Source organism: Rhizobium sp. BK418, assembly GCF_004341105.1.
In the GTDB taxonomy this organism is placed as follows: Bacteria; Pseudomonadota; Alphaproteobacteria; order Rhizobiales; family Rhizobiaceae; genus Rhizobium.
Genome location: NZ_SLZK01000005.1, coordinates 429,826 through 453,266, shown reverse-complemented (window position 1 = coordinate 453,266; position 23,441 = coordinate 429,826). Strand labels below are relative to the sequence as shown.

The following is a 23,441-nucleotide window of genomic DNA, read 5'->3' as shown; positions in this document are numbered from 1 at the left end:
GGATGGCGGGAAGGCACCAGCCACGCATTCTCACGATCCCGTCTGGCGTTCCTTTCCTGAGAACGCTGGCGGCATCGCTTTGCGATGGTCGCCTCACGCCGCTCTTCCGGCATGACCCTTCCGATCCGTTGTCACTTGCCAAGGTGACAATCTATTTGCCGACGCGACGCGCAGTGCGTGTCCTGCGCTCGGAATTCGTCGATCTGCTCGGGGGCCGATCGGCAATCCTGCCGATCATTCGCCCGCTTGGCGAGACGGATGACGATAGCGGCTATTTCGACGAGGCGCTGCCCGCAACGATCGATCTTGCCCAGCCGCTTTCCAATACCGCACGGCTTCTGGAACTGGCGCGGCTGATCCTCGCCTGGCGCAACAAGCTGCCTGAGATCGTTCGGCATATCCATTCGGAGTCACCGCTCGTCGCCCCCGCGAGCCCGGCCGATGCCATCTGGCTTGCCCGCAATCTGGCGGAACTGATCGATTCCATCGAAACCGAGGACCTTGCATGGAACGAGCTCGCAAAGCTCGATACCGGCGATTATGCAGCCTGGTGGCAGCTGACGGCCGAATTTCTTCAGATCGCCAGCGCCTTCTGGCCTGATCGCCTTGTCGAGCTCGGTCGTTCCTCGCCGGCGCGCCATCGTAATGCCATCCTGCGTGCCGAAGCCGGCCGGCTCTCAACCGTGAAGCCTGCGGGACCGATCATCATTGCCGGTTCGACCGGCTCCCTTCCTGCCACTGCCGACCTTATCCGTGCCGTGGCAGATCTGCGCGAGGGCGTGATCGTGTTGCCTGGCCTTGATCTTTCCATGCCGGAGGAACATTGGCGCCTGGTCGCCCCCGATCTTCTGCCGGGCCAGCGAGCGAACCCGGCAAGCCGCACACATCCCCAATATGGACTTGCTGTGCTGCTGAAGCGCCTGAAACTCACCCGCGAGGATGTGCAGCCGATCGAAGAGCCGGATTCTGACCTCCGGTTCCGTGCCGAGGTGCTCTCCCGCGCGCTCACGCCGTCGGAAGCAACGAGCGGATGGGGCGCTTGGAAAAGGGATCTGCCCGAGGGAGCGGTCACCAGCGCATTCGCGGATGTTTCAATGATCGAAGCGGCCAATGAACGCGAGGAAGCGACAGCGATTGCCGTTGCCCTGCGGCTTGCGCTCGAGCGGCCGGGCCAGGAGGGCGAAAGCCGGGCTGCGCTCATCACGCCAGATCGCAATCTTGCGCGCCGGGTTATGGCGGAGCTCTCTCGTTTCGGCATTCTGGCCGACGACTCGGCTGGTACGCCACTTTCGGCAACGCCGCAGGGCACGTTGCTGCAATTACTGCTGGAGGCGACGCTACGCCCCGGCGATCCCGTTGCCATCGTTTCGCTGCTCAAACATCCACTTGCCCGCTTCAGGCTGGAGCGAGACTTTCTGACCGCCGCCGTGGAGGCGCTGGAGGTTCTGGCGCTGCGCGGCGGTGTGGCGGAAGTGAATATCGGATCGCTCGAACCGTTGCTCGACCACCAGCTTGCGGAACAAGCGCTCGACAGGCATGCGCCGGTCTGGCGCAAATCGCTTCCCTCAGCGGCAATCGATATGGCTCGACAACTTGCCCGGCAGGTCCAACACGCCCTGGAGCCAGTCGCATCGGCGCTGGCGCGGCGAGACGGTTACGATGGCCAGACGAAAGGCATCACGCTCTCACAATGGGCCGAACGAACGGGGCGCGCGCTGGAAAGTGTCGCCGCCGATGAACAAGGCAATCTGGCGAGCCTCTGGTCCAGCGAGGCGGGCGATGCCCTGGCAGGCCTGCTCGCCGAAATTATCGATACCGACGGCCAGATGGAAGCGGATGGGCCGCAATGGATCGATATCATGCAGGCGCTATCGGCCGGACATGCCGTCAAACCCGGCGCACTCAGCCACCCGCGTCTCTTTATCTTCGGTACTCTGGAAGCCCGCCTGCAGAATGTCGACACGCTGATCCTCGGCAGCCTCAACGAGGGGTCATGGCCGGGGCAGACCGCCAACAACCCCTTCATCTCCCGCATGATGAAAACGGAGATCGGGCTGGAGCCGCCGGAGCGGCGTATTGGCCAGCTGGCGCATGATTTCGAGATGGCGAACGGCACGCGCCACCTCATCTATTCACGTGCGTTACGTCAAGGCTCGACACCGACCGTCGCCTCTCGATGGCTGCAGCGGCTCCTTGCTCTCGGCGGGGAGCGTTTCGAAGCGCAATTGCGCGAGCGTGGCGCACGTTTCGTCCATTGGGCGGGCCAGATCGATCATGGCGATAGCCAGAAACCGGCGCAAAGGCCCTCGCCCAGACCGCCGCTAGAGTTGCAGCCGAAATCCTATTCCTTCAGTGAAGTCGGCCGGCTGCGCCGCGACCCCTATGCGATCTATGCGCGGCGTGTGCTGCGGCTTGACCCTGTCGACGCCTTCAATCGCGATCCTGGCCCGGCAGAACGCGGCATACTCTACCATAAGATCATCGACCGCTTTGTCCGCGAGGGTCATATCGCCGGAACGACGCAAGCGGCAGAGGCGATGGAAGTCATTCTGACCGAGCTCTTCGACATGGAAAAGCTGCCGCCGCATATCGACGCCGTCTGGCGGCCACGCTTCCGCGAAGTCGCACGTGCCTTCCTCAAGTGGGAAGCCGGGCGTCAGCCCGATGTCCAGAAGCGGCTGACGGAAGTAAGAGGCGGAGTTGAGCTTGATGGGATTGATATCCGGCTCACAGGGGTGGCCGACCGCATCGATATCAAAGGACCTGATAGCGCCGATATCATTGATTACAAGACCGGCTATAACCCCTCACCGACACAGGCCCGCGCGTTGCTCGACCCGCAACTTGCCCTTGAGGCGGCGGCACTTCAGGCCGGTGCCTTCCGCGATGCAGGCAGCCTTGTTCCCAATGATCTTCTTTATGTTCGCCTGCGGCCGGGCACACGTTTTCTGGTCGACAAGGTCAACAATGAGGAAGCGAATAGCGACAAGGCAAAGTCAGCCATCCAACTCGCCGAGGAATCGATCGATCAACTGGTGAAATTCGTTACCCTGCTGCAGTCGGGCGAAAAGGGCTTTACCTCACGGCTAATTCCCGCCCAACAATTCGATTTTGGTGGTGACTACGACCATCTCGCCCGCGTTGCGGAATGGGCGACAGCTGACCCGGAAGGAGGCGGCGATGATTGATCCGACCGCGCTCCCGGGAGCCGATGATCCCGGCACCTGGATCAGCTGGACAACGATCCAGCAGGCGATTGCCTCCGACCCCGCACGTTCCGCCTGGGTTTCGGCCAATGCTGGCTCAGGCAAGACGCATGTCCTGACGCAGCGAGTCATCCGGCTGTTGCTCGCTGGGGCGCGGCCTTCCGCGATCCTTTGCCTCACTTATACCAAGGCTGCCGCTTCCGAGATGTCGAATCGCGTTTTCGAGCGGCTGGCTGAATGGGCGGTTCTTCCGGACGAGGAACTTGCCGAGCGCATTACCCAGATTGAAGGTCATGAGCCGGATTCCTTAAAGCTTGCGGAAGCACGACGCCTATTTGCCAAGGCGCTGGAAACACCGGGCGGACTGAAAATCCAGACGATTCACGCCTTCTGCGAAGCTCTGCTGCACCAGTTTCCGCTGGAAGCAAATGTCGCCGGCCATTTCTCGGTTCTCGACGATCGAGCGGCCGCGACGCTGCTCGCCGATGCACGCCGCTCCCTGCTGACGGCAACGGCACCGGAGAAGGATCGCGATCTTGCTGATGCCTTCGCTTATGTGCTCAATCTCGGCGATGAATCGGGGCTCGAAAACCTGCTCGCCGAGATCGTTGCCAACCGCAATGCGATCCGCCGCTTCACGCTCGCAGCCGAGCAGCATGGCAACGTCGACCAATGGCTGCGGCGGAAGCTCAGAATAGCGCCTGATGATACGGAAGAGGGATTAACCGAGCAATATTGGCCTCTGCCCAGCCTCACCGGCGCGGCGCTGGAACTCTACCTGTCGCTCGCCACGGGAAAGGGCGGAGCGAAGGCGCAGGACGTTGCTGAAGGGCTGAGGCGGGCGGCGCGAGAAAGCGACGCCACTGCCCGCTCGCAAATTCTGGAGAAGGTTTTCCTGACCGCGAAGGGCGAACCGAAGACGGACGGGCAATTCTTCGTCAAGGCAATGCTCGCTGAAGCGCCGCAGCTTGCCGACATGATCGCCTCCGCACGCGCGCATATCGTCAACTGCCGCGATAAGCTGAAGATGATGCGGATGTACACGGCAACCCACGCCGCTCTCGTACTCGCGGATCGCTTGAACCGTGATTACGAGGAATTGAAGAAGCAACGCAGCCATCTCGACTTCGAAGACCTGATCACCCGCACCGCCGACCTGCTCACCAAGAGCGGCGTCGGCCCGTGGATTCACTACAAGTTAGACCAAGGCATCGACCATATTCTTGTCGACGAGGCCCAGGATACCAGCCCCATCCAGTGGAGCGTCATCCAGTCTCTGGCGGAGGATTTCTTCTCCGGCGACAGTGCACGGCCCGTGGTTCGCACGTTGTTTGCTGTCGGCGACGAAAAGCAGTCGATCTATTCCTTCCAGGGAGCACGGCCTGAACGGTTTTCCGAGGAGAAGGAGCGAACGCAGCGCCGGGTACAGAACAGCGGCCGTGACTTCTCGACTGTCCGCCTGCCGCTCTCCTTCCGCTCAACATCCGACGTTCTCCACGCCGTCGATCATATCTTCACCCCGCCGGATAACGCCCGGGGTCTCGGCATGGAACCGGTCGTCCATCGTTCGAGCCGTATCGGCCACCCGGGCGCCGTCGATCTCTGGGACATGGTCGTGCCCGATGTCGTCATTAAGGACGAGGACTGGACCGCTCCGTTTGACGCCACGCCCGAAAGCGCCCCGGCCGCTATCCTGGCACGGCGCATCGCCCATACGATTGGCAACCTCGTTGGCCGCGAAACGATTATCGAGAAGGGCAAGGAGCGCTTCATCGAGGCCGGCGATATCCTCGTGCTGGTGCGCAAACGCGATGCATTCGTCAATGCGCTGACGCGCGAGCTGAAACGGCGCGGCGACATTCCGGTGGCCGGCGCCGACAGATTGGTGCTTACCAGCCATATCGCGGTACAGGACTTAATGGCGCTCGGCCGTTTTCTGCTCCTACCGGAAGATGATCTCTCGCTTGCCGCCGTCCTCAAGAGCCCGCTCTTCGATCTCGCGGAAGAAGATATTTTTGGAGTTGCCGCATTGCGCGGCGACAATGAAAGTGTCTGGCAGCATCTCCGCAAATATGCCGCCGACGGTAATGAACGGTTCCAATCAGCCGTCACGCGGATGGAGCTTTTTCTCGCCCAGTCCCGAAGCCTTTCGGTGCATGACTTCTATGCACGCGTTCTCGGCAGCCATGGCGGGCGGCGGCAATTCCTGGCGCGGCTCGGCACCGAAGTCAGCGATATCCTCGACGAATTCCTGACCTTTGCGCTCGATTACGAGACGTCAGCGCTTCCCGGCCTGCAGTCCTTCATATCGACGCTGGAACTCGAAGCTCCGGAAGTGAAGCGCGAGCAGGACAAAGGAAGAAACGAGGTGCGCATCATGACGGTGCACGCCTCTAAGGGTCTCGAAGCGCCGATCGTCTTCCTCGTTGACGGCGGCTCCAAGGCCTTTACTCACACGCATCTACCAAAGCTCAGGCTTATCGATGCCGGACCGGACGAACCGCCGATACCGGTCTGGATACCGGTCAGCGATCTCGGCAACTCGCTTACGCTGAGCGATGCGGCCCGTATCCAGCTTCTTGCTGAAGAGGAATATCGGCGCCTGCTCTATGTCGCGATGACGCGCGCCGCCGACCGGCTGATCGTCTGCGGTTATCGCGGCGTGCGGCTGAACAACGATACCTGGCACATGATGATTTCCACCGCGCTCAGCGGGGACCATCCGCACGTCCAGAAAGCGAGCTTCTCAGGTCCTGATGGAGAATGGGAAGGCGTCCGCTGGCGCGTGCCACAGGTTGAGCGCAGCTTCGAGCGGATGGATCGCAGCCAGGAACAGGCAACCGTCGAAACGGTCCCGCCGGTTCTGTTCCAGCCACTGCCACCACAGAAACAATTGCCGCGGCCGCTCAGTCCTTCCGGCGCCGGCACGATCATCGATGATGAGGCTGACGATCTGCTGGTCGTCTCGCCGCTCTTCGGCGACCAGGCAGGCAGCGATCGCTCTCTGGAAAAGGGCCGTTTCCTTCACAGGATGCTGCAGGCCCTGCCGGACATGCCAGCGGAGGAGCGGGCCGAGGCGGCGAAGCGTTATGCCGAACGCGCCGCACGGTTCTGGCCAGCCGCTGAGCGACAGGCTTTGATCGATTCGGTTGTGAAGCTTTTGCGGGACGAAAGGCTCCAGACTGTCTTCAGTATCCATGCGCAGGCCGAGATTTCGATCATGGGAACCTTGACGCTGGAAGGCCGTAAATATGCAGTTTCCGGCCGGATCGACCGGCTTGCCGTGTTGACCGACAGCGTCGTTATCATGGACTATAAGACGAACCGCGTACCGCCTGTGTCCGAAGAGAAGATCCCCTTTGCCCACAAGGCGCAGCTTGCGATCTATCGGGAAATCCTGAAGCCGCTTTATCCGGCCAAACGGATTGATTGCATGCTGGTTTATACGGAAAATGCCACCATCCATACGCTCAGTGAGCAGGCCCTGGCATCTGCACTTGCGGGACTCAACACAAAGTGAAATATCGGACATTGAAATTCCGGCACCGCACCCTCACATCTTGTCCAACAGCAAATCCCGGTAAAGGAGCAGCCTATGGCTACCGTTAAGGTCGATATCAACAATTTCCGGTCGGAGGTTCTGGAATCCGCAGAACCCGTCGTCGTCGATTTCTGGGCCGAATGGTGCGGTCCGTGCAAAATGATTGCTCCGAGCCTCGAGGAAATCGCCACGGAAATGGCCGGCAAAGTCAAGGTTGCCAAGCTCAACATCGATGAAAACCCGGAACTGGCGGCCCAGTTCGGCGTTCGCTCCATTCCGACGCTCGCAATCTTCAAGGGCGGCGAAGTTGCCGACATCTCCATCGGCGCAAAGCCGAAGACGGCGCTTTCCAGCTGGATTTCCAGCGCAGCCTAAACATCTCGACAGTTGGATGCGAAAGCCCGGCAAATGCCGGGCTTTTCATTTGGGGGGTGTCCCGTTTTCCGCCAGCACATCGCCGACGAGATACAGCGAGCCACCGATCAGAATGCGGGGCGGTGGGGCCGCCGGGTCAACGGCCGAGGCGATTGCATCCAGAGCGTCGGTCACGGATGACATGGGTTCTGCTACGAGGCCGGCATCGTAAGCGGTGTTGGCAAGAATGACCGGATCGATTGCCGCTTCGCTGCCGCGAATCGGCACGGAATAGACCTTTTCCACCAATCCGGCGAAAGCCTTGAAATAGCCGACCGGATCCTTGGTGTTGATCATGCCCGAGATCAGGAACAGCGGGCGGGGTTGACGCTCTTCGAAATTCGCCATGGCTTCGGCGATCACTTCACCGGCCCCTGGATTGTGGCCGCCATCGACCCAGATTTCTGATTTTGCGGGTGCATGGCTCAACAGCCTGCCCTTCGTCAGCTTCTGCAGACGGCCTGGCCATTCCACCGTCCCCATCGCTTTTTCCATCATCGGCTCGGTGACGGTGAAGCCAGCAGCCTTGACGGCACGGATGGCGGCAGCAGCGTTGGCATATTGATGACGGCCGGGGAGGCGCGGCAACGGCAGATCCGCGAGACCGAATTCATCCTGATAGATCAGCCGGCCGTATTCTTCATGCGCCATGAAATCCTGGCCGAAGGCAGCGCTCGGGCAGTTCAGCCGCTCGGCGGTCGACATCAGTACGTCGAGCGCCGCATCATACTCCTGATGCCCGATGACGACGGAATGGCCGCGCTTCATAATGCCGGCCTTTTCCGCAGCAATCAGCTCCACGCGATCACCGAGATGGGGCTGATGATCCAGTGAAATCGGCAGGATGACCGAAACAGCAGGATCCTCGATGACGTTCGTCGCATCGAAACGACCGCCGAGACCGACTTCGATGATCGCCACATCGGCGGGATGTTCGGAAAACAGAATGAACGTCACGGCCGTCAGGATTTCGAAGACGGTGATCTTCTCACCACCATTGGCCTTTACCACTCGTCTTAAAGCTTCGGCAAAGACGCCGTCGTCAACCAGTTGGCCACGCCCGCCAGCGACACCCAGACGGTAGCGCTCGTGCCAGTTTACGAGATGCGGGGACGTATGGACATGAACACTGTAGCCGCCAGCCTCCAGCAGTGCGCGGCAAAAGGCCGATGTCGAACCCTTGCCGTTGGTGCCAGCGATGTGAATTACGGGAGGAAGGAGGCGCTCGGGATTGCCGAGTGCCTCCATCAGGCGCCTGATGCGGTCCAACGAAAGATCGTAGCCCTTGGGATACAGCCCCATGAGCTTTTCGATCTCCTGTGCTGCCTCACTCGCCGCGATCTGGCCTCTGTCTGTAATCGGCCTCGCCCTATCTTGTGAGGTCTGCTGCTCAGGCGCTCGCCGCCAGAGCAATCACCCCATTGGCATCATTTGCAGCCGAAACCGGCTTCTTGGTCAGGATCTTCAGGAGACGCGCCAGCGTCTCGGGAATGTCGTGACGCTTGACGACCATGTCGACCACACCGTGTTCCAGCAGATATTCCGAGGTCTGGAAGCCCTCGGGGAGCTTTTCACGCAGCGTCTGTTCGATGACGCGCTTGCCGGCAAAACCGATTTCGGCGCCCGGTTCGGCCAAATGAATATCACCAAGCATGGCGTAGGATGCGGTCACGCCACCCGTGGTCGGGTTGGTCAGAACCACGATATAGGGTTGGCCGGCTTCCTTCAGCATGTCGACGGCAACCGTCGTGCGCGGAAGCTGCATCAGCGACATGATGCCTTCCTGCATGCGCGCGCCGCCCGAAGCCGGGAACATGACGAGCGGGCACTTTTCGGCGATCGCGCGTTCGAAGGCTTTGATGATCGCTTCGCCGGCGGCCATGCCGAGCGAGCCGCCAATGAAGTTGAATTCATGCACGACCGCGACGAGCTTCAGACCCTGTACGTTGCCAAGACCAGCGAGAATCGTATCCTCCTGCTCGGTCTTGAGGCGGCTGTCGCGCAGACGGTCGATATATTTCTTGGAATCACGGAACTTCAGCGGATCTTGAGCGACTTTCGGCTGCGGCAAGGCCTCGTATTCGCCATTGTCGAACAGGTCGGCAAGACGCGCCTTTGCCGGCATCTTCATGTGATAGCCGGAGGCGGGAATGACCCACTTGTTGCTTTCCAGGTCCTTGTGGAAGACCATCTCGCCCGTTTCCGGGCACTTGATCCAGAGGTTCTCCGGCACTTCGCGACGACCCAGCATGGAATTAATCCGCGGGCGAACGTAGTTAGTGATCCAGTTCAACTCGAATACTCCTATTGACTCGTGCCAATGTGGGGAAACTATTCGGCAGCAACAAGGCGCGCCGAACGCGTTCCTGTGGAAAGACCGCGAACCAGCGTCGCCACGGCCTGAACCGTATCAGCCGTCGCCTTTCCATCCGCTGTGAGGGTATTGGCTACCTGATTGACGATCGCGGTACCGACAACCACACCGTCGGCTGAGGCCCCGATGACTTTCGCATGCTCTGCCGTCTTGACGCCGAAGCCGACACAAACCGGCAAGTCGGTATGCTCCTTGATGCGCTTGACGGCGCCCGCGACCAGCGATGTGTCAGGCAGGGCGGAACCGGTAATGCCGGTCATCGAGACGTAATAAACAAAGCCGGACGTATTCTTCAGAACCGTCGGCAGGCGCTTTTCATCCGTCGTCGGCGTTGCAAGGCGAATGAAATTGATGCCCTTCTTCAACGCAGGAATGCAGAGTTCGTCATCCATTTCCGGCGGAAGGTCGACGACGATCAACCCATCGATGCCGGAAATCAGCGCATCATCGAGAAACTTCTCGACGCCGTAGATGTAGATAGGATTGTAGTAGCCCATCATGACGATCGGCGTCGTGTAGTTGGTCTTGCGGAAGTCGGCGGCAAGCTGCAGCGTCTTCTTCAGCGTCTGGCCGCCCTTCAGCGCGCGCTGGCCGGCGAGCTGGATTGCCGGGCCGTCAGCCATGGGGTCGGAAAAGGGCATTCCGAGTTCGATAATATCGGAGCCAGCCTCCGGCAGCGCCTTCATGATGCCGAGCGAGGTCTCGTAATCGGGATCGCCGCCCATGAAATAGGTTACGAGTGCCGGGCGACCTTCCGCCTTCAGATCGGCGAAGCGTTTATCCATACGTGCGGTCATGTTTCTTTACTCACCCATTCCCAGGATCTTGCCGACGGTGAAGATGTCCTTGTCGCCGCGGCCGGAGAGGTTCATCAAGATGATCTCGTCCTTGCCCATCTTGGGCGCGCGCTTGATGACTTCGGCAAGCGCGTGCGAAGGCTCGAGCGCCGGGATGATACCTTCGAGGCGCGTCAGCGTTTGGAAGGCTTCGAGCGCTTCATGATCCATGATCGGTACATATTCGGCACGACCGATATCGTTCAGCCATGAATGTTCCGGGCCGATGCCGGGATAATCGAGGCCAGCCGAGATCGAATGGCCTTCCTTGATCTGCCCGTCATTGTCCTGCAACAGATAGGTGCGGTTGCCGTGCAGAACACCGGGCGAGCCAGCGGTGATCGAAGCGCAGTGCTCATCGCCCTGCAAGCCCTTGCCGCCGGCCTCAACGCCGACGATCTTGACGTCCTTGTCATCGAGGAAGGGATGGAAGATGCCGATCGCATTCGAACCACCGCCAACTGCAGCAATAACGAGATCTGGCAGGCGGCCTTCGGCCTCGAGCATCTGCTGCTTGGCCTCCATGCCGATAACGGCCTGGAAATCGCGCACCATTTCCGGATAGGGGTGCGGGCCGGCAGCGGTGCCGATCAGATAGTAGGTACTGTCGACGTTGGTGACCCAATCTCGCAGAGCCTCGTTCATAGCGTCCTTCAGCGTGCCGCTGCCGGCAGTCACCGGCTTTACCTCGGCACCAAGCAGCTTCATGCGGAACACATTCGGTGCCTGACGCTCGACGTCGGTGGCGCCCATGTAGACGACACAGGGTAGGCCGAAGCGGGCGGCGACGGTGGCGGAAGCCACGCCATGCTGTCCGGCACCGGTCTCGGCGATGATACGCGTCTTGCCCATGCGCTTGGCGAGCAGGATCTGACCGATGCAATTGTTGATCTTGTGCGAACCGGTATGGTTCAGCTCTTCACGCTTGAAGTAGATCTTGGCACCACCGAGATGCTGGGTCAGGCGCTCAGCATAATAAAGCGGGCTCGGGCGGCCGATATAGTGGGTGCCGAGATGCTTCAGTTCCGCCTGGAATTCCGGATCGTCTTTCGCTTTGTTCCACTCTTCCTGCAGATCGAGGATCAAGGGCATCAGGGTTTCGGCCACGAAGCGGCCCCCGTAAATGCCGAAGCGGCCGTCTTCGTCCGGGCCGGCGCGGAAGGAATTCGGTTTAGGCGTCTCGTTCACTTTCAACTCCCTGAGGTCGTTTCAGGCATGCATGCCTGTTCAACCGCATCGAAAAACTCATCGATCATCTCTGGGCTCTTCACGCCCGGCGCACTTTCGACACCGGAGGCGGTATCGACACCCGGCGCCTTGGAGATTGCCAGCGCCTGGCCGACATTTGTCTTGTTGAGCCCGCCGGAAAGCATGTAGTCAACGCTTCCGTCAAGCCAGGTGAGCAGGCTCCAATCAAAGGAAACGCCGTTACCGCCCGGCAGTTCGGACCCTTTCGGCGGCTTGGCATCGAAAAGGAAACGATCTGCGATGCCTATATAGGCCTCGACACGCTTCAGGTCGTCGGCGCTACGAACCGCCAATGCCTTGATAACGGGGATGCCGTAGACTGCCTTAATGGACAGCACGCGCTCGGGACTCTCGCTGCCGTGAAGCTGCAGCATATCGGGACGCAAAAGCGCAACGATTTCGTCGAGATCATCATTGGTCGGATCGACCACGACAGCGACTATCTTAGCCTTGCCGCGCGCCGGCTCGGCAAGTTTGCCGGCAATATCGGGCTCGACGTAGCGCGGGCTCTTTTCGAAAAAATTGAAGCCGAGATGCGTCGCGCCGCGCTTCAGTGCGCGTTCGATGGCCTCAGGCGTCTTCAAACCGCAGATCTTGATATCTGGTCTCATGGCAGCGGAGTGACATGAAATGCGCGAAGAGTCGAGCCAATTTGCAAATGCCGGCCGCATTTAGCGGGTCCACTTAATCGAAGTCTATGGCGTGCAATTGGCTGCCATGACGCTTCAGCCAGGACTTCGCCTCTTCCATATGCGGGCAAAGTTTCTTGCAGAGCGCCCAGAAGTGCGGGCCGTGGTTCATTTCCTTGAGATGCGCGACCTCATGGGCAGCGAGATAATCGATCACGGAAGGCGGCGCCATAACGATGCGCCACGAGAAACTCAGGTTTCCTTCCGAGGAGCAGGAGCCCCAGCGGCTGCGGGTATCCTTCATCGAAATCGAGCGTATCGGCGCCTTGATGGAACCGGCATGCAAGCGTGACAATTTCTCGAGATCGGCGCGCGCTTCTTTTTTTAGGAAGGCGGCGATGCGCCTGCCGATATGTTCCGGCATGCCGCTGACGCGAAGTACTGCTTTACCGTCCATCATGACGGCCTCGGTCAGCCCACGTAGACTACCGGTGTGCTGAATACGATGTTTGACGCCCCGAAAGAGAATGTCGCCGCCATCGTACAGACCCGTATCGGTGGAAAATTTCGCAAGTTTGGTCAGCAGCCAGCCTTGGTGCCTGTCCAGGAAAGCATTGACTTCTCGAGCGGCAAGCCCCTTCGGCACCGTCATCTTCAACGCCCGGCCGCCTGGCTCGATACGCAGTGTGATCCGGGTTGCCCGGTCATGCTGCTTGATCGTGAGGGGCATCAGACGGCCGGCGACATCCAGCGTCCGCTTTTCGGGCGGAGCCGGTTTTTTCGTCGTACGACGGATCTTCGGGAGCGGAAACATAGGAGTTTTCTATACGATTCGGAGGAAATCCGGGCAAAGAAAAACCGGCATCGGAAGCGATGCCGGCCGTAGACTTTCTGTGTTTGCCTTACGGCGTCTGGTATTCGGCGACCGGACCATTGTCGTCGCGTCTGCCGTTCTTGCGCTCGCGCATGAAGCGGTCGAATTCTTCCTGATCCTTGGCGCGGCGAAGCTCGCGCAGGTAGGCATCGAATTCCTGACGCATTTCATCGAGCTTGCGGCGTTCCTCCTCGATGCGATCGAGCTCGGCCTTGCGCCAATCGTCGAAGGCGACGTTGCCCGTCGAGAAATGCGGGCGGTGACGGCCATGCGAACGGCGGCAGCCTGCAAAGAAGCCATCCGTCGCCTGGTTGACGTCACGCTTGAAGCCACGCAGCCGCTCGCCGAAGATGATATAGGCAAGCATGGCCAGCCCCAGAGGCCAGAAAACCATGAAGCCGAGGATCATCAGGGCAACGGTAGCCGGAGTCCAATCCGGGCGAAGCAATGCTGACTGGTTCATCGTGCGGTATCCTCGCGTTCAGCACCCGACACGATGCCGAGTGCTGAAAAAGCAGATGGTTACCGGTGAACCGGCCTTCAAGACGATTTCAGGTTAAATCGGACAAGGTCTTGAGTTGGCAGCATTAAATCAGCGTTTCCTAATTCAGGCTGATTTGCCGCCCTTGATGACACGCTGGACCGGCGGCTTCTTCGCGCGGGAATGCTGTCGCGTGAAGGAGACGATACGAGGCGCAATCTCGCGGCGGAAGCGGGAACCGTTGAAGACGCCGTAGTGGCCGACATCCGGCTGCAGGTAATGCATGCGCATCTCGTTAGGGATATTTACGCAGATGGTCTGTGCAGCCTGTGTCTGACCGACGCCCGAGATATCGTCGTTCTCGCCCTCGACCGTCAGCAAGGCGACGTTGTGGATCGCCGAAGGGTCGACGCGCTTGCCGCGATGCATAAGTTCACCCTTCGGCAGCGCATGCTTCATGAAGACCTGTTCAACGGTCTGCAGATAAAATTCCGCAGTCAGGTCCATGACGGCGAGATATTCGTCGTAAAAATCACGGTGCTTTTCGGGCTCGCCATCGTTCTTCACGAGATGCATGAAGAATTCCTTGTGGGCGATCAGGTGCCGGTCAAGGTTCATCGACATGAAGCCGGAAAGCTGCAGGAAGCCTGGATAGACAGGCCGCATGAAACCCGGCTGCGGCCAGGGGACATTCATGATGACATTATCGGCAAACCACTCGAGCGGCCGCTCCTTGGCAAGCTTGTTGACTGCCGTCGGATTGATGCGGGTGTCGATCGGACCGCCCATCAGGGTCATGGACGACGGCGCAAGCGGATCCTTGGCCTCTTCCATGATGGCGGCAGCGGCCAACACCGGCACGGAGGGCTGACAGACGGCGATAACATGCGTGTCATGGCCGAGGAAATGCAGCATCTCGACGACGTAATCGATGTAATCCGAGAGGTCGAAGGTGCCTTCGGTCATCGGCACCATGCGCGCGTCCAACCAGTCGGTGATGTAAATGTCAGCGCTCGGCAGCAGTGCCTCGACGGTGCCGCGCAGCAAGGTCGCGTAGTGGCCGGACATGGGTGCTACTATGAGAATGCGCGGATCACCACTGTGACCGGCTGGGACATCGCGGGAAAAGTGCAGGAGATTGCAGAAGGAACGCGCCCAAACCACTTCCTCGCGCACAACGACCTTCCTGCCGTCGACGAGGGTTTCGTCGAGCCCGAATTCCGGCTTGCCATAACGGCGCGTGGTGCGCTCGAACATTTCGAGACCGGCCGAAATGGTGCGCCCCATCGGGGTTTGCGAAAAGGGGTTCAGCGGATTGGCATAGGCAAAACGCATAATATCTGCTGCAGCGCGGAAGGGAGCCAGCGCTGCATGGTTCAATTCATAAAGCTGGTAGAACATGAAGGGCGCCACCTTTCTCTATCCCGCAAAGACGACGCCAATTGAAGGGCGCCGGACTCTTTCCGTTAACGCTGGCACATCAACGTAGGCTAGCAGGTTTTTGTTGCACAGCAACATAACATTACAGTCTGAAAGAAAAATGCCGGAAAATTGATCTCCGGCATTACCTTGTTGGATAAAGCTCAAGCTTTTCAGTAGGAGAAGCCGTTAACGGTCCGCTACAAAGAGCTGCTTCTGAGTGCCGAGCCCTTCGATGCCGAGTTCGACGACGTCGCCGTCCTTCAGATAACGCGGCGGCTTCATGCCCATCCCAACGCCAGGAGGCGTGCCGGTCGAGATGACATCGCCAGGCTGCAGGGACATGAATTGACTGAGATAAGAAACGATGAAGGCGACGCCGTAGACCATGGTCTTGGTGGAACCGTCCTGCATCGTCTGGCCGTTGACCTTGAGCCACATGCCAAGGTTCTGCGGATTGACAACTTCGTCCTTGGTCACGAGCCACGGACCGATCGGGCCGAAGGTGTCGCAGGACTTGCCCTTGGTCCACTGGCCGGAACGCTCGGTCTGGAAGGCGCGTTCGGAAACGTCGTTGGAGACGCAGTAGCCGGCGACATAATCCAGCGCTTCGGCTTCGCTAACATATTTCGCGGTCTTGCCGATGACGACACCGAGTTCGACTTCCCAGTCGGTCTTCTCCGAACCACGCGGGATCTGGACGTTGTCGTTCGGACCAACAATCGCCGATGTCGCCTTCATGAAGATGACGGGCTCTGGCGGCACGGTGGCGCCGGTTTCTGCTGCGTGGTCAGAATAGTTCAAACCGATGCAGATGAATTTGCCGGTGCCGGCAACGCAGGCGCCGATACGGCCGGCGGCTAGTTCGGGCAGGCTCTTCGGATCGAGGGCTGCGATTTTTGCAAGGCCTGCCGGCGTGATTGCCTCGCCGCCGATATCGGCGACATGGGCAGAAAGGTCACGGATCTTGCCATCGGCATCGAGCAGGGCCGGCTTTTCGCTGCCCGCTTCTCCAACGCGCATCAGCTTCATGAATATCCTCCTCATGGAAAGCGAGTGCGCCACCTATGAACGAATTATTCATCGGTGTCATTATGCCTTTCCGAGGAAGCGGTACGCCTGCTCAGAGAATTTCTGTTTTTCTTCAAAACGCAAAAATGCTCCAGCGCTTTATATTCGCGCAAAACCGCTGCGCACCTTTGCCGGAGCTGCTTTAAAAAATTTCAGCGAGTTGCGGTCCAACCGGGACAATGCGCGTGGGGTTGAGGCTCTCGATCGAATAATAACCGCGCTTGATGTGATCGAAATTCACGGTCTCGGCAATGCCGGGCCAATCCAGCATCCGCCGGCAGAAGGCCTTGAGGTTGGGGTAATCGGACAGACGCCGCAGGTTGCACTTGAAAAGCCCGTGATAGGCGACATCGAAACGCACGAGCGTAACGAACAGGCGGATATCGGCCTCCGTCGGGTGGTCAGCGAAGAGGAACTTGCGGTCTTCGAGCTGCGGTTCGATCCAGTCCAGGCAGCCGAAGACCTCGGCAAAGGCCTCCTCATAGGCAATCTGCGTCGTCGCAAAGCCGGTGCGGTAAACGCCATTGTTCAGTGACGGATAGATGCGCTCGTTGAAGACATCAATCGCATTGCGCCGAGCGGCCGGATAAAGATCGATGTTGCCGCGGGCGAGATCGCCAAAACCGCTGTTCAGCATGCGCAGAATATCGGACGATTCGTTGTTGACGATTGTCGCGCGTTTCTTGTCCCATAGAGCTGGGACCGTCGCTCGTCCGGTGAAATCGGCATCCGCCTTCGTGTAGATCTCGTGCATGTAGGTGGCGCCGTTCTCCTCATCTGCAGTCGCGCCGGGATAATCGCCAAAACGCCAGCCCTGCTTGGTGAGCGCCGGTTCGACAATCGAAACCGAGATGATATCTTCCAGCCCTTTGAGCTTGCGGCCGATCAGTGTGCGCGAAGCCCAGGGGCAAATATAGGCGACGTAGAGATGGTAGCGGCCGGCTTCCGCGGCAAAACCGCCCTCACCTGTCGGGCCTGCACTGCCGTCAGGCGTCACCCAGTTGCGGAAGCTCGATATCTGACGGACGAAGCCACCCTTCTCATCCTTTGCCTGGACCGGCTGCCAATCCTCGGTCCATTTGCCACTCACCAGCATGCCGCTTCTCCTGATCGATCGTATTTACGCCGCTTTACCGGGAGTTCTTCGCGCGCGTAAGGCCAGTTTCTGGAAACAGATCGTGCACCGGCTGCAATCAAACTGCGCTTGCCAAGCAAGCGGGTGCGGAAATATCACTAAAGTAATCTCTGCAATGGAATCCCATCCATCGCCAACTCCCGGAAGCCAGCATGACGAAAGCCAATAGCCGCGAATCCGAATATGCAATCGATCCGATGTTTCTCGACCGCTGGTCGCCTCGCGCCTTTACCGGCGAGATCATCGAAGAAGCCCAGCTTCTGACGCTGCTCGACGCTGCGCACTGGGCGCCATCATCGGCAAACATGCAGCCGTGGCGGTTCCTCTACGCATTGAAAGGCTCGAAGCATTGGGAAGAATTCGTGAGCCTGCTCGTCGAATCCAACCAGGAATGGGCGAAGAACGCTTCGGCATTGATCTTCGTGGTCTCGCGCAGCTTCACCGGCGCTCGCAGCGAGGGACGCCCAAGCTATACGCACTCTTTTGATGCCGGCGCCGCTTGGGGCCATCTTGCCATCCAGGCTCGCATTTCTGGCTTCTATGCCCATGGCATGGGCGGCATCAAACATGATGAAATCAAAGAAAAGCTCGAAGTGCCAGATGGTTATCGCGTCGAAGCTGGTATTGCCGTCGGACGCATTGCCGACAAGAGCACTCTCTCCGAACGGAATCGGGAGCGTGAATTTCCGAGCCAGCGCAAGCCACTCTCTGAAGTCGCCTTCAACGGTCGCTTCGTCGGCAAGGATTGATCACGAATAAAAAGCCCCGCTAGCCCGATGACTGCGAGGCTTTTCGTGACCGGTTTTCGGTCAGATATCAAGGTTTGCGACGCTCAGTGCGTTGTCCTGGATGAATTCGCGGCGCGGCTCGACTTCATCGCCCATCAGGCGGGCAAAAAGGCCGTCGGCATCAGTCGCATCGCTGACCTTGACCTGCAACAGCGAGCGGACGTTCGGATCGAGCGTCGTTTCCCAGAGCTGTTCGGCATTCATTTCACCGAGACCCTTGTAGCGCTGCATGGTCAGGCCCTTGCGGCCGCTGGCGAAAATAGCATCGAGAAGCGCGCGCGGGCCGGAAATTTCAACCTCGCCGTCGCGTCGGCTCAATGCCGGTGGCGTCTGGTAGATTTCCTTCAGACGCGGTGTGAGCTGGTCGATAAGGCGGGCATCTTGGGAACCGATCAGCGCCATGTCGAGCACGATGACTTCCTTGACGCCGCGAACCATGCGTTCCAAGCGTATACCGCCCTCGCTGGTGAGGTTGCCTTCCCAGCCGCGTTCTGTTTCCTCGGCGATAATATCGAGTCGCTTGGCGACTTCATTCGCCAGTTCCTGGGCACGATCCGCATTGCTGACGAGTTCGGCATTGAGGGCACCGGCGATAGCCGCTTGTTCGACGACGGCACGATTGTAGCGCGAATGCAGGTTATCGAGCAAGGCGCGCAGACGCAGGGCATCGTGAATGACCTCATTCAGATCCTGTCCGACGCGGACTTCGCCGCTCGAAAGCTTCAGCGCCGCATCTTCCAGACCTTGGCCGATCAGATAATCTTCCAGCGCTTTTTCATTCTTGACGTACTGCACCGACTTGCCGCGTGAAACCTTATAAAGTGGCGGCTGTGCGATATAGAGATGGCCGCGCTCGATCAGCTCGGGCATCTGGCGGAAGAAGAAGGTAAGCAGCAGCGTGCGAATATGGGCGCCGTCGACGTCGGCGTCCGTCATGATGATGATCTTGTGATAGCGCAGCTTTTCGGCGTTGAACTCATCCTTGCCGATGCCGGTGCCGAGTGCCGTGATCAGTGTGCCGATTTCTTGGCTCGACAGCATCTTGTCGAAACGGGCGCGCTCGACATTCAGAATCTTGCCGCGCAGCGGCAGGATTGCCTGATTTTCGCGCGAGCGCCCCTGCTTGGCCGAGCCGCCTGCCGAATCACCCTCAACGAGGAAGACTTCGGATTTGGCCGGATCGCGCTCGGAGCAGTCGGCGAGCTTGCCGGGCAGCGAAGCGATATCAAGTGCGCCTTTGCGACGCGTCAGTTCGCGCGCCTTGCGGGCGGCTTCGCGGGCGGCAGCAGCTTCCACCACCTTGCCGACAAGAACCTTGGCTTCAGCGGGATGTTCTTCGAGCCAAGTGCTCAGCGCTTCATTGACGAGGCTTTCGACGACCGGACGCACTTCGGAGGAAACGAGCTTGTCCTTGGTCTGCGACGAGAATTTCGGGTCCGGTACCTTTACCGACAGAACAGCGGTCAGGCCTTCGCGGCAATCGTCACCAGTGAGCGTCACCTTTTCCTTCTTGGTGATGCCAGAGGTATCGGCATAGGAGGTGATCTGGCGTGTCAACGCAGCGCGGAAACCGGCCATGTGCGTGCCACCATCGCGCTGGGGAATGTTGTTGGTGAAGCAGAGCACGTTCTCATGGTAGCTATCGTTCCACCACATAGCCACTTCGACGGTGATACCGTCCTTCTCGCCGCGGATCGCGACCGGCTTTTCAACAAGCGGCTTCTTGGCGCGATCGAGATAGGAGACGAAGGCCTCGAGGCCACCGTCATACATCATCTCTTCCTGTTTGATGTCGGAATGACGCTTGTCTGTCAGCAGGATACGGACGCCGGAGTTGAGGAAGGCCAGTTCACGCAGACGGTGCTCAAGCGTGCCATAGTCGAACTCCGTCATGGTGAAAGTTCCAGAGCTCGGCATAAAGCTGACTTCCGTGCCTGTCTCGTCGCCGGCTTCACCGGTTACCCTCAACGGTGCATCCGCAACTCCATGGGTGAAGCTCATCTCATGGATCTTGCCGTGACGACGGATCTTCAGCTTCAGCCAGACCGAAAGTGCGTTGACAACCGAAACGCCGACGCCATGCAGACCACCTGAAACCTTGTAGGAGTTCTGGTCGAACTTGCCGCCAGCATGCAGCTGGGTCATGATGACTTCGGCCGCCGACACGCCTTCACCGCTATGGATAGCTGTCGGAATGCCGCGGCCGTTATCCGTAACGGTTACAGAGCCGTCCGGATTGAGCGAAACGGTAACGAGATCGGCGTGGCCGGCCAGCGCTTCATCGATCGCGTTGTCGACGACTTCGTAGACCATGTGGTGAAGGCCCGAGCCGTCGTCGGTATCGCCGATATACATGCCGGGGCGCTTGCGCACGGCATCAAGGCCCTTCAGGACCTTGATGGAGTCTGCGCCATATTCGGTGTTTACGCCGTTTTCCGTCGCGGGTGCATCGGTCATTCTGTCGAGATTTTCCCTGTTGTAGTCAGCAACGGCGCGCCTTGCGAATCACCGGCTTTTTCAATGTCGAATATAGGTTTTTTGCAGCGAGTTCCCAATGGCAAGGCCCCAAAACAAGGCATAAAACAGGGGATTATGACGCTTTTCCGTCCCCTTTGCCGCCATTTTCAAGAAGCGCGGATAACTGGGCGATATCTGCGCTGTCAAGGCTGCGGATGCGCTTGGCCAGACGATTGGCAAATTCTGTGTGTTCAGACGGCAGGCCCGAGGTATCGACGACCACACGTGGGTCGGACGAGCCGGCAATGAGGAAGAGTTCTTCCGCCTCGTCCCAGATGATGTTGAAGTAGCCAGCGATACGCTGCAGGAGATCGAAGCTCGGCACGCCGCGTTTCCCATGCTCGAGCGCAGAGAGATAGGCGGGCGACACATTCAGGGCCGCAGCCATCTGCTTTTGCGTCACGCCCTTCCGGGCGCGTAGCTTGCGGACTGCTTCAGCAAACGGGGTCACGACTTTTCCCCGGCGCGGCGCGAGAGGCGGATATAGAGCGCTCCCTCGCCGCCATGATGCTGGGCCGCAGGCTCATAGGACGATATCAGAAAGCGGAATTCCGGCTTGGAGAACCAGAGCGGCACGGCGCGTTTCAAGACGCCTTCGCTGCCCATGGAGCTGCCTTTGCCGGTGATGACCAGAACATGCCGCATGCCGCGCTCATGGGCGCGAACCAGGAAATCAAGCAGGAAGGAGTGTGCCTCGCTCTGGACCATTCCGTGGAGATCAACGCGCGCTTCGAGCGCCAACTTCCCTTTGGCAATCTTGCGCTTGACCGGTCGCTCCAGCGGATGGTGGATGCCCGACGGCTGTTTTGCCGGAGTCGGCACTACGGACTGCTGCGAAAGAGGTGATATCGCCTTCTGCTTTTCGACCTTCTCCCGCTCAGCCGCCGCCTCGGCCTCGACCAGAAATGTATCGAGCGCAGTCAGTTCATCTGTCTTGCCGGGCATCGGCCGCGTACTGCGAGCCACCCTGCCCCATAGGATTCTCTCGTCCGAACTGAGCTTGCGGTCCTTCGCCATCAGCCGAACCTCGTCGCGGCCGCATTCGGAATGAGAATTGCGAAGTCCGCATCGTTGCGCACAGTCCCCGCCAATTCACCGGCAGCATGGCCCGACCCGGTGAAAATATCGCCGCGCGCCGGCCCGACAATTGCCGAACCGGTGTCAAGCGCGAGCATCAATCGCTGAAACGGCTTGCCACCATCAAGATGAGTCAGCCTTTCGGAGCGGATGAAGAACGGAAAGCCAAAAGTGTGGATCAGGCGGTCAACGGCAAGCGAACGTCCGGCAAGCAGCGGTACTTTTGCCGCAGCGATCGGCCCGGCACTCGGATCCTCCACCGCAGCTTCGCGGAAGAAAATATAGGATCGGTTATGCCAAAGGACTTCGTCGACCTTGTCGGGATGGGCAGCAAGCCAAGCGCGGATGGACTGCATGGAAACAGCCGCACGGTCGATCTCACCGCGATCGATCAGCAACTTGCCGATCGCCGAAAAGGGATGACCCGCTTTCGCAGCATAGGTGATGCGGCCGATTCTGCCATCGGCGTAACGCAGACGAGCCGCGCCCTGCACATGCACGAAAAAGAGATCGACTTTCGATCTCGCCCAAGCAATTTCGAGACCGCGACCTTCGAGACAGCCTTGGTCGATGGCACGGCGATCGGGGTAGGCGTCGATCAGACCATCACCAAGGCGTCCGAAAGCATAGGAACGTTCCAGGTCTGCTGGACGGTTTTGATCGTCAAGATCGATCAGATCGTCGGGACGACGGTAGATCGGAAAGCGAAAGTCCTCATCCGGTCTGTCGGCAACGTCGATTTCCGGTTCGTAGAATGCGGTGACAAACCCGCTCCCGCCATCTCTTCGGACGATCCGGAAGGCTTGGCAATGACTCTCGAAGAAGAGCCGCGCCGCCTCGGCCGACGACGGACGAAACTTTTCCGCCGCTTCCAGCAATGGAAGGAGGTCGGCTGACGTCAGGCCCAGCGACCCGGTACGATAAGGTTTCGTCTCGGAAATATGCCGGCGACAGGAGGCCATGACTTCAAAAAGAACGGAGGGATCGTCACTCCCCCAGCCTTCCAATGCGTCGAAACTGACTGCCTTGAGGGCGAAGTCCGCTACGTCACTCATGTTCCGATTCGGTCGCGACGAGTTTCCAGTTGGGATCGCGCGAGCGGGTATCGCGAGCGAAGGTCCAGAGATCGTTGACCTCGGCGACATTCTCGGCGTCGCCTTCGATCAGCACGTCGTTCTTGTCGTAGGTAGCGGAGATCAGCTGGCTGATGATGCGCACGGTGATCTGCGCCTCGCTGCCCTTGGTTTCGGCATGGGTGATCTCGGCCTTATCGATGCCGACGAAGGTGGATTTTATCTTCTCACCCTTGCTCTCGCGATCGTTGATTGCTGCATCGAAGCCGTCATAGACTTCACGGGAGAGAAGGTTCTTCAGGCTTTTACGGTCGCCATCGGCGAAAGCCATGACGATCATCTCGTAGGCCATGCGGGCGCCGTTCAGGAATTCCTTCGGGTCGAAGGAGGGATCAGCTCTGTTGAGCGCGCGCAGAGATTCATTCAGCGGCGTGCCGGCCGGTGCGAAAGCGTCGATGGCGGAGAAGTGGTCTTCCTCTTCCCCATTCACATCGCGCCGGGGCAGGGTTACGACCTTGCCGGCATCGGCGCTGTCGTTCTGCACGGCATCCCGTGGCGTATAGAGATCACGCGGCGGCTTCTCATTTCCTGTGCGGCGTCCGAGAACAGAACGAAGCTGAAAGAAAATCAGCACCGCCGCTACCAGAAAAAACAATGTAATGAAGTCGTTTGAACTCATATCCCGCCGCTGTCGCTGTTAACATCCCTGATTTCTACCCCCATATAGTCCGGCTATACGGATGATTCAAATCATGGCC

The 23,441-nt window shown here is 59.3% G+C and carries 19 protein-coding genes; 4 read left to right on the top strand and 15 right to left on the bottom strand.

The genetic code is table 11. From position 1 onward, the window contains the following. Nucleotides 1-2 precede the first annotated feature (2 nt). From addB to trxA, 3 genes are all read left to right on the top strand, one after another. Nucleotides 3-3,188, top strand: coding sequence for a double-strand break repair protein AddB (addB, locus tag EV281_RS21985; RefSeq protein ID WP_132656212.1), 3,186 nt, complete (start codon nt 3-5; stop codon nt 3,186-3,188). Next, complete coding sequence (addA, locus tag EV281_RS21980; protein WP_132656210.1) at nt 3,181-6,726, top strand: double-strand break repair helicase AddA; 3,546 nt, start codon at nt 3,181-3,183, stop codon at nt 6,724-6,726. Before addB ends, addA begins: the two co-directional genes overlap by 8 nt. 75 nt (nt 6,727-6,801) lie before the next feature. After that, nucleotides 6,802-7,122: a thioredoxin gene (gene trxA / locus EV281_RS21975; protein WP_132656208.1), complete on the top strand. Its 321-nt coding sequence runs from the start codon at nt 6,802-6,804 to the stop codon at nt 7,120-7,122. A 45-nt stretch (nt 7,123-7,167) separates the two neighbouring features. Here trxA and EV281_RS21970 read toward each other — a convergent pair whose 3' ends face one another. From EV281_RS21970 to EV281_RS21925, 10 genes are all read right to left on the bottom strand, one after another. After that, the gene (locus EV281_RS21970) at nt 7,168-8,520 is read right to left on the bottom strand and encodes a folylpolyglutamate synthase/dihydrofolate synthase family protein (protein WP_184327748.1); all 1,353 of its coding nucleotides are present in this window, start codon (nt 8,518-8,520) and stop codon (nt 7,168-7,170) included. A gap of 31 nt (nt 8,521-8,551) precedes the next feature. Then, nucleotides 8,552-9,454 carry an acetyl-CoA carboxylase, carboxyltransferase subunit beta gene (gene accD, locus EV281_RS21965; RefSeq protein WP_132656204.1) on the bottom strand — a complete coding sequence of 301 codons (903 nt, stop codon included), beginning with the start codon at nt 9,452-9,454 and terminating at the stop codon, nt 8,552-8,554. A 38-nt stretch (nt 9,455-9,492) separates the two neighbouring features. After that, entirely contained in the window at nt 9,493-10,332 is an 840-nt protein-coding gene (gene trpA, locus EV281_RS21960) for a tryptophan synthase subunit alpha (protein WP_132656202.1), read from the bottom strand. A 6-nt stretch (nt 10,333-10,338) separates the two neighbouring features. After that, complete coding sequence (gene trpB / locus EV281_RS21955; protein ID WP_132656200.1) at nt 10,339-11,559, bottom strand: tryptophan synthase subunit beta; 1,221 nt, start codon at nt 11,557-11,559, stop codon at nt 10,339-10,341. A 2-nt stretch (nt 11,560-11,561) separates the two neighbouring features. Continuing rightward, on the bottom strand, nt 11,562-12,230 hold the full coding sequence (locus EV281_RS21950; protein ID WP_132656198.1) for a phosphoribosylanthranilate isomerase: 669 nt from the start codon (nt 12,228-12,230) through the stop codon (nt 11,562-11,564). Between the two features lie 73 nt (nt 12,231-12,303). After that, nucleotides 12,304-13,062: a SprT family zinc-dependent metalloprotease gene (locus EV281_RS21945; protein WP_132656188.1), complete on the bottom strand. Its 759-nt coding sequence runs from the start codon at nt 13,060-13,062 to the stop codon at nt 12,304-12,306. 88 nt (nt 13,063-13,150) lie between these two features. Next, nucleotides 13,151-13,585, bottom strand: coding sequence for a DUF2852 domain-containing protein (locus EV281_RS21940; RefSeq protein ID WP_132656186.1), 435 nt, complete (start codon nt 13,583-13,585; stop codon nt 13,151-13,153). Between the two features lie 144 nt (nt 13,586-13,729). Then, nucleotides 13,730-15,004, bottom strand: a complete 1,275-nt coding sequence (phaZ, locus tag EV281_RS21935) for a polyhydroxyalkanoate depolymerase (RefSeq protein ID WP_132656311.1) — start codon at nt 15,002-15,004, stop codon at nt 13,730-13,732. A gap of 207 nt (nt 15,005-15,211) precedes the next feature. After that, the gene (locus EV281_RS21930) at nt 15,212-16,054 is read right to left on the bottom strand and encodes a fumarylacetoacetate hydrolase family protein (RefSeq protein ID WP_132656184.1); all 843 of its coding nucleotides are present in this window, start codon (nt 16,052-16,054) and stop codon (nt 15,212-15,214) included. Nucleotides 16,055-16,235: 181 nt separating this feature from the next. After that, complete coding sequence (locus EV281_RS21925) at nt 16,236-17,189, bottom strand: glutathione S-transferase family protein (RefSeq protein WP_132656182.1); 954 nt, start codon at nt 17,187-17,189, stop codon at nt 16,236-16,238. Between the two features lie 191 nt (nt 17,190-17,380). On the opposite strand from EV281_RS21925, the gene EV281_RS21920 reads away from it, so the two are divergent. Next, nucleotides 17,381-17,977, top strand: coding sequence for a nitroreductase family protein (locus EV281_RS21920; RefSeq protein WP_132656180.1), 597 nt, complete (start codon nt 17,381-17,383; stop codon nt 17,975-17,977). A 60-nt stretch (nt 17,978-18,037) separates the two neighbouring features. On the opposite strand, the gene gyrB is transcribed toward EV281_RS21920, so the two are convergent. The 5 genes from gyrB to EV281_RS21895 all read right to left on the bottom strand — a co-directional run bounded on the left by gyrB (nt 18,038) and on the right by EV281_RS21895 (nt 23,362). Next, on the bottom strand, nt 18,038-20,473 hold the full coding sequence (gyrB, locus tag EV281_RS21915) for a DNA topoisomerase (ATP-hydrolyzing) subunit B (protein ID WP_132656178.1): 2,436 nt from the start codon (nt 20,471-20,473) through the stop codon (nt 18,038-18,040). 133 nt (nt 20,474-20,606) lie between these two features. Beyond that, nucleotides 20,607-20,984, bottom strand: coding sequence for a helix-turn-helix transcriptional regulator (locus EV281_RS21910; protein ID WP_132656176.1), 378 nt, complete (start codon nt 20,982-20,984; stop codon nt 20,607-20,609). Beyond that, on the bottom strand, nt 20,981-21,550 hold the full coding sequence (locus EV281_RS21905) for a Smr/MutS family protein (protein WP_132656174.1): 570 nt from the start codon (nt 21,548-21,550) through the stop codon (nt 20,981-20,983). The genes EV281_RS21910 and EV281_RS21905 overlap by 4 nt, the downstream gene beginning before the upstream one ends. Next, on the bottom strand, nt 21,550-22,665 hold the full coding sequence (locus EV281_RS21900) for a murein transglycosylase A (protein ID WP_132656172.1): 1,116 nt from the start codon (nt 22,663-22,665) through the stop codon (nt 21,550-21,552). Before EV281_RS21900 ends, EV281_RS21905 begins: the two co-directional genes overlap by 1 nt. Beyond that, nucleotides 22,658-23,362 (bottom strand): Tim44/TimA family putative adaptor protein, encoded by a 705-nt coding sequence (locus EV281_RS21895; RefSeq protein ID WP_132656170.1) that lies wholly within the window; start codon nt 23,360-23,362, stop codon nt 22,658-22,660. The genes EV281_RS21900 and EV281_RS21895 overlap by 8 nt, the downstream gene beginning before the upstream one ends. Nucleotides 23,363-23,441 lie beyond the last annotated feature (79 nt).

What these genes read in the sequence shown, in the direction of transcription:
- addB (WP_132656212.1), top strand. Translation starts at nt 3, where the DNA reads ATGGCGGGAAGGCACCAGCCACGCATTCTCACGATCCCGTCTGGCGTT.
- addA (WP_132656210.1), top strand. Translation starts at nt 3,181, where the DNA reads ATGATTGATCCGACCGCGCTCCCGGGAGCCGATGATCCCGGCACCTGG.
- trxA (WP_132656208.1), top strand. Translation starts at nt 6,802, where the DNA reads ATGGCTACCGTTAAGGTCGATATCAACAATTTCCGGTCGGAGGTTCTG.
- trpA (WP_132656202.1), bottom strand. Translation starts at nt 10,332, where the DNA reads ATGACCGCACGTATGGATAAACGCTTCGCCGATCTGAAGGCGGAAGGT.
- EV281_RS21950 (WP_132656198.1), bottom strand. Translation starts at nt 12,230, where the DNA reads ATGAGACCAGATATCAAGATCTGCGGTTTGAAGACGCCTGAGGCCATC.
- EV281_RS21945 (WP_132656188.1), bottom strand. Translation starts at nt 13,062, where the DNA reads ATGTTTCCGCTCCCGAAGATCCGTCGTACGACGAAAAAACCGGCTCCG.
- EV281_RS21940 (WP_132656186.1), bottom strand. Translation starts at nt 13,585, where the DNA reads ATGAACCAGTCAGCATTGCTTCGCCCGGATTGGACTCCGGCTACCGTT.
- phaZ (WP_132656311.1), bottom strand. Translation starts at nt 15,004, where the DNA reads ATGTTCTACCAGCTTTATGAATTGAACCATGCAGCGCTGGCTCCCTTC.
- EV281_RS21930 (WP_132656184.1), bottom strand. Translation starts at nt 16,054, where the DNA reads ATGAAGCTGATGCGCGTTGGAGAAGCGGGCAGCGAAAAGCCGGCCCTG.
- EV281_RS21925 (WP_132656182.1), bottom strand. Translation starts at nt 17,189, where the DNA reads ATGCTGGTGAGTGGCAAATGGACCGAGGATTGGCAGCCGGTCCAGGCA.
- EV281_RS21920 (WP_132656180.1), top strand. Translation starts at nt 17,381, where the DNA reads ATGACGAAAGCCAATAGCCGCGAATCCGAATATGCAATCGATCCGATG.
- gyrB (WP_132656178.1), bottom strand. Translation starts at nt 20,473, where the DNA reads ATGACCGATGCACCCGCGACGGAAAACGGCGTAAACACCGAATATGGC.
- EV281_RS21905 (WP_132656174.1), bottom strand. Translation starts at nt 21,550, where the DNA reads ATGGCGAAGGACCGCAAGCTCAGTTCGGACGAGAGAATCCTATGGGGC.
- EV281_RS21900 (WP_132656172.1), bottom strand. Translation starts at nt 22,665, where the DNA reads ATGAGTGACGTAGCGGACTTCGCCCTCAAGGCAGTCAGTTTCGACGCA.
- EV281_RS21895 (WP_132656170.1), bottom strand. Translation starts at nt 23,362, where the DNA reads ATGAGTTCAAACGACTTCATTACATTGTTTTTTCTGGTAGCGGCGGTG.